This is a genomic window from Acinetobacter sp. FDAARGOS_559 (assembly GCF_003940475.1).
Classification (GTDB): Bacteria; Pseudomonadota; Gammaproteobacteria; order Pseudomonadales; family Moraxellaceae; genus Acinetobacter; species Acinetobacter baumannii.
The window spans coordinates 4,138,421-4,151,678 of sequence record NZ_RKJG01000005.1 but is presented as its reverse complement, the minus strand read 5'-3'; the positions used below and the strand labels follow the sequence as shown (position 1 = coordinate 4,151,678).

Genomic DNA, 13,258 nt, shown 5'->3' with positions numbered 1-13,258 from the left:
TTTTAAAAACTAAAATTTAAATTCCTCGCCAGTCAACCCGTGCATTACGTTCAGTTTGATATATTCTTAAAACGTACTGTCCAAGCGGCAAATCAAGTAAATATTTCTGATAATTACTCCAATCAGGCGATACTTCCCCATCTTCTTCCCTTTCCCATGGTGTACCTTTTATTTCTAATAAAGGTGCAAGCATAGAACATACTGAAATATCAGCGAGGCTTAAGCGGTCACCAACCATATAACGTGCTTGGTTTTCAATTAAATAATGGTTTAACTCATTAATGAGTTCATCCATGCGTCCTTTTGACTGACTTACGAGCTCTTCTTCAAGCTTATAATTCTTCTTGACTAGAGTCTTGAGAAACGGTTTTGATATTTTCTCAAACTGTCGTAAGTAGCCTTGTTCGCCCATCATAATCTCTAGAGCATGATCACCTTGAGCTAAAGTATGAGCAAGTGCCCAACGACGTACATGCACCCCAAGTTCATCTGCCAAACTATCAATTTTAAGAGTTTGCTGTCTAAGTTGTTCATCACGGCGTAAAAGTGCATGTTCCGGATAAGTATCATCCAGATAAAGCGCAATTTTAGTCGACTCAGCAATCCAGCGATGGTCATCTTTTAAAATCGGCAACAAATTTTGACCTGTTTTAAGTTGTGCAAAAGCACGGTGAAATCCAGGAATCAAATTATGTGCAACGTAATCAAGTTCTTTATGGTCTAACAACCAGCGAGCTTTTTCACAATAATGAGACAAAGGAAACTGATACAAAACCCGCATAAAATCTCCACGTTTATTTTTATTTGACTATTCGTACAAAAATCGTCTTCGGTAAGTAGATACTTTAGAAGCTATTTTTAATGAAAACAATGGATATTGTGCTCATTTTTCACTGACAGTTAGGTCTATATTTTTTATATCTTTTTTTACCGTACTTATAGTTGTTTTTCATATTAAAGTCCTTTTGTTATTCATTTTACAAATAAAAATTATAATTTATTGATTTTTAATATATTTCTATATCTCTATTTATCTATTAAAAATCAAAAAAAGTGCTTTGCATTTTTATTCATAAGCTGAGCATAAGTCCTCGTTTAGTGGAAAAATATTTCTTTTGTAAGGTAATGACAGCAATACAAGGTGTCATTATGTCTAATTCTCTATCTAAAACGACGGCATACGTCCAAGTCATTCAAAATGATCAACAAGCAATTAATGCTGCTTATCAAGTGGCTGATTTTGCTTTAGAGGGTCGTAATACACGTGATCAACAACGCTTATTACCGCATGAGCAAATCGAAAGCTTTAGCCAAAAAGGCTTAGGCGGAATTCGTATTGCAAAAAAATACGGCGGTGCTTTCGTTTCCAATAAAACACTGGCACAAGTTTTCCGTATTTTAAGTAAAGGTGATGCAAATGTTGGTCAGATTCCACAAAATCAGATTAGTCTGTTAAACCTGATTGAAATCATGGGTACAGAACAACAAAAACAATTTATCTTTTCAGAAATATTAGCCGGTAAACGTCTTGCCAACGGCGGTCCCGAACGAAATACCCATGACTCAAAAACCTTAAAAACCACGCTTACTATTGAAAACGGCAAATATTTTTTAAACGGCGAAAAGTTTTATTCGACGGGAACAAGTTTTGCGCATTGGCTTGCAATTAAAGCGGTTCATCCTGAAGGTCATGTCGTTTTAGTGATTGTTAACCGAGATGCTCAAGGCATTGAAGTTATTAATGACTGGAATGGGTTTGGTCAGCGTACTACAGCCAGTGGTACGGTTAAATTAAATCAAGTTGAAATTAATCCTGAACTTATTTTTGATGAGCGATTATTAACACAAGTTCCAACCTATCGCGGTGCGTATTCGCAGTTATTACAAGTGGCAATTGATGTCGGTATTGCGGAAGCTGCTTTTGAAGATACTTTATCGACCATACACAAAGCGCGCCCCATTATTGATGCAAATGTTGAAAAAGCCAGCTTTGAACATTACACCCTACAAGAGGTGGGTAAGTTAAATATTTTACTCGACGCAGCAATTTTACTGCTTGATGAAGCTGCTGAATATTTAGATGAACTTGATCAACTTCAAACGGTGACTGACGAACAAGTAGCAAAAGCTTCAATTTTGGTCGCAGAAGCAAAAGTCTATGCCAATGATGCTGCCCTACAAATCTCAGAAAAACTACTAGAGCTAGGCGGTAGCCGTTCAAGTTTAAGCCAACATAATTTAGATCAACATTGGCGAAATGCCCGTGTACATACCTTACACGACCCTGTTCGCTGGAAATTACATGCCATTGGCAATTATTACCTTAATGGTCATTTCCCTGCCCGCCATGCCTGGATTTAAGGAGCAATTGTCATGACTTCATATCAATCGGTTCAAACTAAACAAACATCGGCATCTGGCCAAGCGCACATTATTCAAAATGATGCTGAAGCATTAGAAATTGCCAAACAGTTTGCTGAGCAATTTAAAAAAACCGCAGTTGAGCGAGACGCTAAGCGAATTTTACCGTATACCGAAATTGATGCTTTGAGCCAGTCTGGACTTTGGGCAATTACAGTACCAAAGCAATATGGCGGTGCCGAAGTTTCAAGTCATACTGTTGCTAAAGTGATTGCACTTTTAAGCGGTGCAGATGGTTCAATCGGGCAAATTCCACAAAACCACTTCTATGCATTAGAAGTGTTACGCAATACAGGTACAGAAACTCAGAAACAACGTTTATACGGCGAAGTGTTAAATGGCACCCGCTTTGGTAATGCACTTGCTGAGTTTAAAACTAAAACTTCAACCCATAAACAAACTAACATTCGTCCGCATGAAAATGGATATCTCATTCAGGGTGAAAAGTTTTACTGCACAGGAAGTTTATTTGCTCACCGTATTCCAACCTTAGTTTTAGATGATGCAGGTCGAGAGTATTTAGCCTTTGTAAAAAGTGGTTCACAAGGATTAAAACTTGTTGATGACTGGTCTGGATTTGGACAAAAAACTACAGGCAGCGGCACAGTTAAGTTTGATCAGGTTTTTGTCGATGCAGATGATGTTATTCCTTTTGATACAGCATTTTTACAACCAACCTTAGTCGGACCTTTTGCCCAAATCATGCATGCATCGATTGAGGTAGGCATTGCACGTGCAGCCTTTGAAGAAAGCTTGCAAAGAGTGCATCAAGCTCGCCCATGGATTGATTCAAATGTAGAAACAGCCAACCAAGATCCTTTAACGATTTATGAATTAGGACGTATTGCGGTAGATGTACGAGCTAGTGAAGTCCTATTAAAACAGGCAGCTCAATCAATTGATGCCGCAAAAATTGAAACCACACCTGAAAGCATTGCTAAAGCATCCATTGATGTGGCTAAAGTACGTGCTCATAGTACCGATATCGCACTCAAAGCATCGTCTAAGCTGATTGAACTTGCTGGTAGCCGTGGTAGTCAGTCTCAAGATGGCCTAGACCGTTTCTGGCGTAATGCGCGTGTACATACCTTACATGATGCTGCACGATGGAAATATTACTTTATTGGGAACTACGTTCTTAACGGTGTGCTTCCACCTCGTCGGGGGACATTGTAATGGCAGATTTCAAAGCGAAAGAGATTTTATTAAACGCCTTTGACATGAACTGTGTTGGGCATATCAATCATGGCTTATGGACACATCCACGTGATGAATCACACCGCTTTAATGAACTGAGCTATTGGACAGAACAGGCCAAAACTTTAGAAAATGGTTTATTTGATGGTTTGTTTATAGCTGATATTACCGGTGTGTATGACGTCTATCAAAACGGTATAGATCTCACTTTAAAAGAGTCCATTCAGCTTCCGAGCCATGACCCGTCTACACTCATTTCAGCAATGGCGGCAGTCACTCAAAACTTAAGTTTTGGGGTCACTGTGAACTTAAGCTATGAGCATCCATATCAATTTGCTCGCCGCTTTGCGAGTCTTGACCATTTAACTCAAGGTCGTATTGGCTGGAATATCGTGACAGGTTATCTAGATAGTGCCGAACGCTTAATTGGTCAAAAAGGTTTAAAAGACCACGATGCCCGCTATGAACAAGCCGAAGAGTTTTTAGAACTTTGCTACAAATATTGGGAAGGTTCTTGGGAAAACGACGCAGTTAAAAAAGATAAAGCACGGCGTGTTTTTACAGATCCTTCTAAGGTGCATACCATTCACCACCATGGAAAGTATTACCAGAGTGAAGGTGTGTTTCAGGTATCTCCTTCTGTGCAACGCACTCCAACCCTATTTCAAGCAGGTGCTTCACCTAAAGGTATGCAGTTTGCAACACGTCATGCTGAATGTGTATTTATTGGCGGTGACAAACCCGAAAAAATTCGCGAACAAGTGAAAAAGATTCGTACTCTTGCCGAACAGCAAGGACGCTCAGCTAACGATATTAAAGTGTTTGTCGGCATAACTGTTGTTGTGGCCGAAACACATGATCTGGCTGTACAAAAACTTAATGAATATCGTCAGTATGCGAGCCCTGAAGCAGGCTTAGCGCATTATGCGAGTTCAACAGGCATTGACTTAAGTAAGTTTGCCGATGATGAAGCAATTCCTTACCAAAAAAGTAACAGCATTGTTTCGATTACCGAAAAGTTTAAAGAACAGCAAATCACAAAAAATGACTTAAAAGCTCAGCATGTTTTAGGTGGTCGTTATCCCCTTATTGTGGGTAGTGGCGAAGAGGTTGCTGAATACTTAATTCATCTTTTAGATGAGACTGATATTGATGGCTTTAATTTGACACGTACCGTTGCCCCTGAGTCTCACCATGACTTTATACGCTTGGTCATTCCAGAGCTACAACAACGTGGTCGCTATAAAACTGCATATAAAACGGGTTCACTACGGAACAAAATTTTTAATCGGGGTGATCACTTACCAGAACAGCACCCTGTTCAAGCGTTCCGATGTAGTCCCTATAACAACAGCAAAAACTTAACAAAAATTGAAGAAATAACCGCTTAAATTTGGAGATAGACATGGCTCAAACAGCCTCTAAAAAATGGCTAGGCATAGGCTTAGTCGTTGTAGTCCTTTTTGTTGCTTTGTTCTTATGGAATAAACATCGTCAAAGTGGCTCAAATGAACTTGTGATTGGCATTAGTCCACCATTTGCAAAACCTTTACAAGCTGCTGCCGATGAAGCAAAGAAACAAGGTTTAAATGTAAAACTTGTTGAATTTTCTGACTGGAATACCCCAAACATTACCTTAAATCATGGGGATATTGATGCGAACTTTTTCCAGCATCAACCTTTCTTAGATAATGCAATTAAAGAAACTGGCTTTAAGTTAAAGGCATTTGCAGTAGGTGCAGCCTCACATGTGGGACTGTATTCAAAGAAATATAAAAGTCTTGATGAATTGCCACAAAACGCACGCGTAGTCATTCCAAATGATCCGGTGAACCAAGGTCGTGCCCTACTTCTTTTACAACAAGCTAAGTTAATTACGCTTAAAGATTCAAATAATCACTTATCTGCACTCAAAGATGTTGTTTCAAACCCTAAAAATTTGCAATTTATTGAGGTTGAAGGACCACAGACTGCTCGTGCAATTGATGATGTTGACTTGGCTTTTGGTTATCCACATTACTTGCGCTTAGCAAAAACAGCAGACCCTAATAGTGCGCTTTTACTGGATGACAATACCAATAAACGTTATGCCATTTTGTTTGTAGTGCGTGATGACTACCAAGATAAGGGAGAAAAATTAAAGAAATTTGTTGAGATCTATCAAAACTCGCCAAAAGTTAAAGCTGTGTTAGACGCTGAAATTGGGCCAAAACTTTGGTTCCCTGGCTGGAAGTAATAACGGAAAGATTATGGCGATTCAGTTCAAACAGCATAAGCCTTGGTTACTCGGAATTACGATTTTAATCGTAGTTCTGGGCCTTGTCGGTTACCGTTATATTAAAAATAAACAAGCCGATGATGTTTTAACGATTGGCATTAGCCCGCCTTATGCTGAGCTATTACAAAGCGTTGCCAATGAAGTAGAAAAGCAAGGCGTTCATGTCAAACTCGTTGAATTTTCTGATTGGCGAGCACCCAATGTTGCCGTACAAAACGGTGATATTGATGCAAACTTTTTCCAGCAAAGCGTATTTCTACGTCATGCTGTTAAAGAAACGGGTTATGACTTACATGCATTTGGTGTGGGTTCAGGAAGTCATGTGGGTTTATATTCAAAAAAATATAAATCACTTGAAGAACTTCCTTCAAATGCACGTGTAGCTATTCCAAACGATCCGGTCAATTTAGCCCGTGCTTTAATTTTATTACATCGTGCTGGCTTAATTCAGCTTAAAGATATAAATAATGAACTTTCAACAACCCAAGACATTATAGCTAATCCTAAACAGCTGAGCTTTGTTGAAGTTGAAGGCCCACAGACAGCACATGCATATAACGATGTCGATTTAATTTTCGGCTTCCCCCATTACTTAAAAATGGCAAAGGTAACCGACCCACATAGCGCATTATTTTTAGACCCAATCGATAAAAAATATGCAATTTTGTTTGTGACCCGTCGCGATTACCAAGACAAAAACCAAAAACTTGCAACCTTTGTTAAAGCATTCCAGAACTCAAAACAAGCACAAGACATTCTGGATAAGGACTTTGGTAAAGGTATGTGGTTTCAAGGCTGGAAATAAGGAGAATGACGATGGTGAGTTTTGGATCACAAGTTGATTTTTCTCTACCCCACATCAAAATTCGTGGTTTAAATAAGTTTTACCAATCTCAAGGTCAAAAACTGCACGCTTTAAAAGAGATTAACCTTGATATTCCCCAAGGTAAGATTTTAGGCATTATTGGTAAAAGTGGTGCAGGAAAATCTTCCTTACTTCGTACATTAAATGGTTTAGAACAAGTAAATACTGGCAGCATTCATATTCATCAACAAAACATTGCTGAATTGAGCCATTCCGAGCTTATTCAAACCCGTCAACGGATTGGAATGATTTTTCAACATTTCAATTTAATGTCTGCAAAAACAGTTTGGGAAAACGTGGCATTGCCCTTAAAAGTTTCCAATTATAACAAAGCAGATATCGACCAACGCGTAAATGAAGTTCTGGCTCTCGTAGGTCTTGCAGATAAATCTAACTATTATCCATCACAACTTTCTGGCGGACAAAAGCAACGTGTTGGTATTGCGCGCGCACTTGTTCACCACCCAGAAATTTTACTGTGTGACGAGGCAACCTCAGCACTTGACCCTGAAAGTACCGCCACTATTTTGGCTTTACTTAAAAAGATTAATCAGGAACTTGGTCTCACCATTGTATTAATTACTCACGAAATGCAAGTGATTCGAGAAATTTGTGATCAAGTCGTGGTGATTGACCAAGGTGAGATTGTAGAGGCTGGGCAAGTTTGGTCGGTATTTTCACGACCAGAGCAACAAATTACTCAAGAACTATTAAACCTTGAGCAAATTACCCTGCCTTTTAAAATCAGCCGTCTACCTGATGAAAATTCGACTCATATTATTGTAAAACTGAAATATGAGGCTGAAGCACATCAGGTTCCAGATATCCAAGAACTACTTGCCAGATTCAAAGCACCAGTCAATTTATATCAAAGTCAGGTCGATATCATTCAAGGGCACATTATTGGCTCACTTTTAGTTGGTATTCCTAACGTAGAAATTGATCTTTCATCTATACAACAAGATGCATTAACAGCAATTGCACAATTTGAGGTACTTGGCTATGCAAGACCAGCTCATTGATTTATTAATTACTGGAACTGTAGATACCTTGCTCATGGTAGGCGCATCTGCATTCATTGCCTTTTTAATTGGCTTACCTATCGCTGTTATTTTAGTCAGCACTTCTGAACATGGCATTCATCCGTCGCAAAAGATTAATCAAGCTTTGGGTTGGGTCATCAACATTACTCGTTCTGTACCCTTTCTAATTTTAATGGTTGCACTTATTCCGCTTACTCGCTGGATTGTGGGTACAAGTTATGGCGTATGGGCAGCGGTTGTTCCCTTAACGATTGCGGCCATTCCGTTTTTTGCCCGTATTGCAGAAGTCAGCCTACGTGAAGTCGATCAAGGCTTAATTGAAGCTGCACAAGCCATGGGTTGTAACCGCAAACAAATTATCTGGCACGTACTTTTACCAGAGGCTTTGCCAGGTATTGTGGCAGGCTTTACAGTGACTATAGTGACAATGATTAATTCATCTGCGATTGCTGGTGCTATTGGTGCAGGTGGCTTAGGAGACATTGCCTATCGATATGGTTATCAACGTTTTGATATGCAAATTATGTTGGCCGTTATTTTAGTATTGATTGTTTTAGTCATGTTAGTACAAGCGACTGGTGATGCATTAGCCCAGCAACTCGATAAACGTAAAGTTTAAACACAACAGAACCCTGCTCTAGCCATGACTTTGTCATGGCTTTCATGTAAAATCAGCCACAATTTTTAATTTACACATTTGTGAGTGGTTTTCATGGGTTTTAATTGCGGTATTGTTGGTCTGCCAAATGTAGGGAAATCTACCCTTTTCAATGCATTAACTAAAGCAGCGATTGCAGCGGAAAACTTCCCGTTCTGTACCATTGAGCCAAACACAGGTATTGTTCCTGTTCCAGATCCACGTTTAGATAAACTTGCTGCAATTGTTAACCCTCAGCGTGTTTTGCCGACCACTATGGAATTTGTGGACATTGCAGGTCTTGTTGCTGGTGCATCAAAAGGCGAAGGTTTGGGTAACCAGTTCCTTGCTAACATTCGTGAAACTGATGCAATCGCTCATGTGGTACGTTGTTTCGAAGACGAAAACGTCATTCACGTAAATGGTAAAATTGATCCATTAGATGACATTGCAACTATCAATACTGAACTTGCACTTGCAGACCTTGAGACTGTTGCTAAAGCAATTTTACGTTTAACTAAAGTTGCTAAAGGCGGTGACAAAGAAGCTGTAGCAACTAAAGCAGTTTTAGAGAAAATCCAACCGTTACTTGACGAAGGTAAACCAGCTCGCGCGGCTGATTTGTCTGATGACGAACGCAAATTAATTCGTGGTTTTGGTTTAATGACTTTGAAACCAACCATGTACATTGCAAACGTTGCAGAAGATGGTTTTGAAAACAACCCACATTTAGAAGCTGTTAAAAAACTTGCTGCCGAAGAAAATGCAATTGTTGTGCCGCTTTGCAACCAAATCGAAGCTGAAATTTCATTATTAGAAGATGAAGATCGTGCTGAATTCTTAGAAGCAATGGGCATGGAAGAACCAGGCTTAAACGTAGTTATTCGTGCAGGCTATAAACTTTTAGGTTTACAAACTTATTTCACTGCTGGTGTACAAGAAGTTCGTGCATGGACAGTAAAAGTTGGTGCAACGGCTCCTCAAGCAGCTGGTGTTATCCATACTGATTTCGAAAAAGGCTTTATCCGTGCTGAAGTTGTTGCATATGATGACTTCGTACAATACAACGGTGAAAACGGCGCTAAAGAAGCAGGTAAATGGCGTTTAGAAGGTAAAACTTACGTTGTTCAAGACGGCGATGTAATGCACTTCCGTTTTAACGTTTAAGTTAAAGCTTAAAAAAAAGCCCCACTAGATTGGGGCTTTTTTATATTTAATGGCTTAAATCCATCATCTCTCGTTTACTGCGCGCCTCGTGTAAAATTCGCTCATGCAAAGGCTTTCTAAAGCCTAACATAAATATAAATTCTGCCAATACAAATAGTGGTCCAATTGCAAGTCCTATTACATCATCAACAAAAGCAGGTTTTTTCTTTTCAAAATAATGCCCTACAAACTGAAAAGCCCATCCCACCACAAAGAAACCAATACTTGCAGCCAACCATTGTCCTAAAGAAAGTTCGGCAATTTGGCTTGCCAGTGGATACACGGCCACCAATATCATAAGCATGATTAAGCCAAAAACTTTATCTAGAAATAAATAATAGATTGTACTGAATGCAATCAGTACCATAGCTAAAGTAACTTTAAAATTACCAATATCGATTCCTGCCCTCGCTGTTAAACATAAAATTGAAAACACGATGAGTGGAATGCCTATAAAATGCGTCAAAATATTTTGATGATTTAAATGATAAGCCGCATATTGGCTCAGTTTCTGCTCCAGATTTGACATGAGTTATTCCCTATTCACCTAACTATAGTCATACTGTACAAATAAGGAAAATTTAAAGTTGTCAGCTATTTGACAAAGTAATGAATTTTTTCATGGATGACCGAATATTGGACCTAATTTATATTAACCGATTAAAAGAAAACACATGGTTTAGCGTGCTTCCGGAAGCATTTCAAAAGTTTATTTTAGAACATGGCAAGCAAATTACTTTTGAGAAAAATAGCTATGTTTTCCACGCTCAAGATGAGTTTGATGGTATTTATACAGTCCTTGAAGGCTCAATTAGCTTAGGTTATGTCGATGTAAATGGTAATGAAGCACTTTCTGCAATTGCTGAGCCGATTATGTGGTTCGGTGAAATATCTTTAATTGATCATGAGCCACGGTCACACGACGCGATTGCTTTAAAAAAAAGTATAGTTCTGCATATTCCCGCAAAACCATTAAATGAGCTACTAAAAGAACATCCATATTATTGGTATTATTTTGCACGTTTAACTAGCCAAAAACTCAGGTACGTTTTCTTAGAACAGATTGCGATACAAACACGCAGTATTTCTCAAAGGCTGGCACAACGTCTTCTGTTCATTTTAGAAGGATACGGTAACCATATTCTTATTCAAGATCATCACATTCAGATTTCTCAAGAGCAATTAGCCAACATGCTGACTACGTCTAGGCAGACGATCAACCATGAATTGAGCCTACTTGAAAAACAGAATATTATTAAAATTGCTTTTAGAAAAATTGAGATTTTAGATATTGAAAAATTAAAAGTAATTGCTCAAGTTCATTCATAATTGTAAGAAACGCTGCTATATAATAAAAACTTAAAATTAAATTAAAAAATTAGATAACACTGCAAATCAAAACATTGTTCAAACTCTATTTCCACAAAATAAATGTTTTAAAGCAGAATTTTTCACCTTACACTCAAGCTGAGCAATAATACTCAACAAGGCGCTGATTAACATGAAAAAATTATCAACAATTCTTACAGCAGGCGTATTGGCTATGTTAAGTGTTTCGGCATTTGCATGTCCAAAAGGAACTCAACTACAAGGCGGTACTGGACCAAATCACAAAGGTGGAAAATGTGTAGCGGTACATGGAAAAGCTACAGCTCAAAAAGCAAAGAAAGAGGCAACTAAAACTAAACAGGAAGTTAAAAAAGACTTAACCATGCAAAAGCATGATGCAATGACTAGTATGACTCATGCACAACATGAATCACATCAAATGACTCACCAAATGAAGCAAGATGCTGTAAAAACTGCCAACACAGCTAAAGCTGCGACAAAACCTTAATTATCATTCACCCATTACCGTTTAAAGCAAAAAAGCGAGATTGGTCATCTCGCTTTTTTAGATTCATTAGTTTTATTTTGGCGAAGTATTTCCAAGATTTGGCGTATCGATCGCATCCTTACATTGAGCCTTATCTCGCTCATAGTCCGCTTGTTTTTGGGCAACTGAACTATTGTTTTCTAGCGTTTCGCGTGCCCATATATCTAAACTTGTCAGAGCCTTACGACAGAGTGCGTATTTCCCTTCTGTCACCGAATCCGTCATTTTTACATTAATGCGCCAGTCTGTACTTAATTGACGTAAAGGTTTACGAACTTTGTCATCAATTTGGCTGAGTTGTTTTTCATAAACTAAATGCTCAACCGTGTTAATTAATGTCCATGCTTTTTGAGCATAAACAGTTGCATCATTGGTTAGTTTCGGTGCTGGCTTAATTTCTACTTTTTTTTCTGCACCTTGATTACCATTATCACAGCCCTGCAATGTAAAAATACCTGCACTCATCATGGCGATATAAACTAAACGAATCTTTGCCTTGAACATATCAAACTGCCGATTAAACATTTCGGCACTATGCTATTAAATTCGGCTACAATACTCAATCTTTCAAGTATTTTTATCATTTGGTTTATTGCCAAGGTGTATTGTGTCCGAACAACAATTGATGCCTGCCCAAACAGCAACTTTTTGGCAAGGCGCCAAAGATAGCCAAGCTATCGTACTCACCTATTTACCCGTTTCTTTTGCCTTTGGCGTTTCTGCATCCCAGTTTGGTTTTACACCATGGGAAGCTTTTTTTCTATCTTGTTCAATGTATGCCGGCGCTAGCCAATTTTTGGTTGTCGCGCTTTTGGCTAGCGGTTCATCCATTTGGCTAACAGCATTAACAGTCATTGCACTAGATATTCGCCATGTCCTTTATGGACCTGCTCTATACAACCTGATTCCAAACAAATTAAATCTTAAGAAAACGGCAGTATGGGCTTGGGGCTTAACGGATGAAGTTTTTGCCAGTGGAATGATCCAACTTTCACAGCGCAAACAACAATGGTCCGAGTCTTGGATGTTAGGCTTAAGTCTATTTAGTTGGATGGCTTGGGCAAGTGGCTCTTTGTTAGGTGGATTATTTGCCGATCAAGTTGCTCATTTACCAAAGTTTTTACAAGCAGCTTTAGACTTCTTATTACCTGCTTTATTCTTAAGTTTTTTATTAGCGGCGTTTGAACGAAAGCATAGCCTTGTAGTTGCTGTATCTTTAGTAGTTTCAGCTTTGGCATGTTATTGGATTAACTTATCAGCCGCTATTTTTATAGGTATTTTTTCAGGCATTTTAGCTGGTCTATTTAAACATTATGTACTGAAACAGCATGATGAGGTTGAGGCTTAATATGAACCTAGAAATTATTTTGGTCGGCATTATTGTAGGCATAGCCAATTTTGCTTCACGCTTTGGACCTTTTTTTGTAATACAAAAACTACAGGGCAACCAACAAAGACGCGGCTCAATCTGGATCAAAATTGCCTTAGGAAGTATTGGAATATCTGCAATTAGTGCCATGCTTGTAGTTGCTACCCTTCCACCTCTCCTTGAAACTCCCAATAAGAGTTTCGCAATGCTTATCGGTTTTTTAGTTTTAGCAGGTCTTTATTTTAAATTTAAGAAAATCGTACCGGCAACTTTAACTGCCGCAATTGTTTATGGTCTGATCTATACTTATTTACCTTTATAAATAGATAAACTGATCTTCCTTATATAAAATAAAATCTGGCCAGA

The 13,258-nt window shown here is 38.5% G+C and carries 15 protein-coding genes; 12 read left to right on the top strand and 3 right to left on the bottom strand.

Features of this window, described 5'->3' with window-relative positions; all coding sequences use genetic code 11:
• Positions 1-16: 16 nt before the first annotated feature.
• Complete coding sequence (locus tag EGS71_RS21550; protein ID WP_001265503.1) at positions 17-781, bottom strand: glutathione S-transferase family protein; 765 nt, start codon at positions 779-781, stop codon at positions 17-19.
• A gap of 344 nt (positions 782-1,125) precedes the next feature.
• Between EGS71_RS21550 and EGS71_RS21545 the strand changes: the two genes are divergently transcribed.
• The 8 genes from EGS71_RS21545 to ychF all read left to right on the top strand — a co-directional run bounded on the left by EGS71_RS21545 (position 1,126) and on the right by ychF (position 9,608).
• Positions 1,126-2,361 (top strand): SfnB family sulfur acquisition oxidoreductase, encoded by a 1,236-nt coding sequence (locus tag EGS71_RS21545; RefSeq protein WP_000125338.1) that lies wholly within the window; start codon positions 1,126-1,128, stop codon positions 2,359-2,361.
• 12 nt (positions 2,362-2,373) lie between these two features.
• A complete protein-coding gene (locus EGS71_RS21540) occupies positions 2,374-3,597 on the top strand; it encodes an SfnB family sulfur acquisition oxidoreductase (RefSeq protein WP_000205200.1) in 1,224 nt (407 codons plus the stop codon).
• Positions 3,597-5,009, top strand: a complete 1,413-nt coding sequence (locus tag EGS71_RS21535; protein ID WP_000753083.1) for an LLM class flavin-dependent oxidoreductase — start codon at positions 3,597-3,599, stop codon at positions 5,007-5,009. Before EGS71_RS21540 ends, EGS71_RS21535 begins: the two co-directional genes overlap by 1 nt.
• 14 nt (positions 5,010-5,023) lie before the next feature.
• Positions 5,024-5,854, top strand: a complete 831-nt coding sequence (locus EGS71_RS21530; protein ID WP_000079416.1) for a MetQ/NlpA family ABC transporter substrate-binding protein — start codon at positions 5,024-5,026, stop codon at positions 5,852-5,854.
• A gap of 13 nt (positions 5,855-5,867) precedes the next feature.
• Positions 5,868-6,701: a MetQ/NlpA family ABC transporter substrate-binding protein gene (locus EGS71_RS21525; RefSeq protein ID WP_001007356.1), complete on the top strand. Its 834-nt coding sequence runs from the start codon at positions 5,868-5,870 to the stop codon at positions 6,699-6,701.
• A 5-nt stretch (positions 6,702-6,706) separates the two neighbouring features.
• On the top strand, positions 6,707-7,783 hold the full coding sequence (locus EGS71_RS21520; RefSeq protein ID WP_085944078.1) for a methionine ABC transporter ATP-binding protein: 1,077 nt from the start codon (positions 6,707-6,709) through the stop codon (positions 7,781-7,783).
• A complete protein-coding gene (locus EGS71_RS21515) occupies positions 7,764-8,423 on the top strand; it encodes a methionine ABC transporter permease (protein WP_001153960.1) in 660 nt (219 codons plus the stop codon). The genes EGS71_RS21520 and EGS71_RS21515 overlap by 20 nt, the downstream gene beginning before the upstream one ends.
• A gap of 93 nt (positions 8,424-8,516) precedes the next feature.
• Positions 8,517-9,608 (top strand): redox-regulated ATPase YchF, encoded by a 1,092-nt coding sequence (gene ychF, locus EGS71_RS21510; RefSeq protein WP_000506572.1) that lies wholly within the window; start codon positions 8,517-8,519, stop codon positions 9,606-9,608.
• Between the two features lie 46 nt (positions 9,609-9,654).
• On the opposite strand, the gene EGS71_RS21505 is transcribed toward ychF, so the two are convergent.
• Positions 9,655-10,176 carry a DUF962 domain-containing protein gene (locus EGS71_RS21505; protein WP_000067185.1) on the bottom strand — a complete coding sequence of 174 codons (522 nt, stop codon included), beginning with the start codon at positions 10,174-10,176 and terminating at the stop codon, positions 9,655-9,657.
• 92 nt (positions 10,177-10,268) lie between these two features.
• On the opposite strand from EGS71_RS21505, the gene EGS71_RS21500 reads away from it, so the two are divergent.
• Both EGS71_RS21500 and EGS71_RS21495 read left to right on the top strand, forming a co-directional pair.
• Positions 10,269-10,976: a Crp/Fnr family transcriptional regulator gene (locus tag EGS71_RS21500; RefSeq protein WP_000342695.1), complete on the top strand. Its 708-nt coding sequence runs from the start codon at positions 10,269-10,271 to the stop codon at positions 10,974-10,976.
• Positions 10,977-11,148: 172 nt separating this feature from the next.
• The gene (locus tag EGS71_RS21495) at positions 11,149-11,484 is read left to right on the top strand and encodes a hypothetical protein (protein ID WP_000736698.1); all 336 of its coding nucleotides are present in this window, start codon (positions 11,149-11,151) and stop codon (positions 11,482-11,484) included.
• A 72-nt stretch (positions 11,485-11,556) separates the two neighbouring features.
• On the opposite strand, the gene EGS71_RS21490 is transcribed toward EGS71_RS21495, so the two are convergent.
• The gene (locus EGS71_RS21490; RefSeq protein WP_025464664.1) at positions 11,557-12,027 is read right to left on the bottom strand and encodes a hypothetical protein; all 471 of its coding nucleotides are present in this window, start codon (positions 12,025-12,027) and stop codon (positions 11,557-11,559) included.
• A 121-nt stretch (positions 12,028-12,148) separates the two neighbouring features.
• On the opposite strand from EGS71_RS21490, the gene EGS71_RS21485 reads away from it, so the two are divergent.
• Both EGS71_RS21485 and ygaH read left to right on the top strand, forming a co-directional pair.
• Positions 12,149-12,871 carry an AzlC family ABC transporter permease gene (locus EGS71_RS21485; protein ID WP_001111398.1) on the top strand — a complete coding sequence of 241 codons (723 nt, stop codon included), beginning with the start codon at positions 12,149-12,151 and terminating at the stop codon, positions 12,869-12,871.
• A 1-nt stretch (position 12,872) separates the two neighbouring features.
• Positions 12,873-13,214 carry an L-valine transporter subunit YgaH gene (gene ygaH, locus EGS71_RS21480; protein WP_001047275.1) on the top strand — a complete coding sequence of 114 codons (342 nt, stop codon included), beginning with the start codon at positions 12,873-12,875 and terminating at the stop codon, positions 13,212-13,214.
• Positions 13,215-13,258 lie beyond the last annotated feature (44 nt).

Coding starts and splice junctions, on each gene's coding strand:
- ygaH (WP_001047275.1), top strand. CDS start 12,873: ATGAACCTAGAAATTATTTTGGTCGGCATTATTGTAGGCATAGCCAAT.
- EGS71_RS21540 (WP_000205200.1), top strand. CDS start 2,374: ATGACTTCATATCAATCGGTTCAAACTAAACAAACATCGGCATCTGGC.
- EGS71_RS21520 (WP_085944078.1), top strand. CDS start 6,707: ATGACGATGGTGAGTTTTGGATCACAAGTTGATTTTTCTCTACCCCAC.
- EGS71_RS21545 (WP_000125338.1), top strand. CDS start 1,126: ATGACAGCAATACAAGGTGTCATTATGTCTAATTCTCTATCTAAAACG.
- ychF (WP_000506572.1), top strand. CDS start 8,517: ATGGGTTTTAATTGCGGTATTGTTGGTCTGCCAAATGTAGGGAAATCT.
- EGS71_RS21505 (WP_000067185.1), bottom strand. CDS start 10,176: ATGTCAAATCTGGAGCAGAAACTGAGCCAATATGCGGCTTATCATTTA.
- EGS71_RS21500 (WP_000342695.1), top strand. CDS start 10,269: ATGGATGACCGAATATTGGACCTAATTTATATTAACCGATTAAAAGAA.
- EGS71_RS21495 (WP_000736698.1), top strand. CDS start 11,149: ATGAAAAAATTATCAACAATTCTTACAGCAGGCGTATTGGCTATGTTA.
- EGS71_RS21535 (WP_000753083.1), top strand. CDS start 3,597: ATGGCAGATTTCAAAGCGAAAGAGATTTTATTAAACGCCTTTGACATG.
- EGS71_RS21490 (WP_025464664.1), bottom strand. CDS start 12,027: ATGTTCAAGGCAAAGATTCGTTTAGTTTATATCGCCATGATGAGTGCA.
- EGS71_RS21485 (WP_001111398.1), top strand. CDS start 12,149: ATGCCTGCCCAAACAGCAACTTTTTGGCAAGGCGCCAAAGATAGCCAA.
- EGS71_RS21530 (WP_000079416.1), top strand. CDS start 5,024: ATGGCTCAAACAGCCTCTAAAAAATGGCTAGGCATAGGCTTAGTCGTT.
- EGS71_RS21525 (WP_001007356.1), top strand. CDS start 5,868: ATGGCGATTCAGTTCAAACAGCATAAGCCTTGGTTACTCGGAATTACG.
- EGS71_RS21550 (WP_001265503.1), bottom strand. CDS start 781: ATGCGGGTTTTGTATCAGTTTCCTTTGTCTCATTATTGTGAAAAAGCT.
- EGS71_RS21515 (WP_001153960.1), top strand. CDS start 7,764: ATGCAAGACCAGCTCATTGATTTATTAATTACTGGAACTGTAGATACC.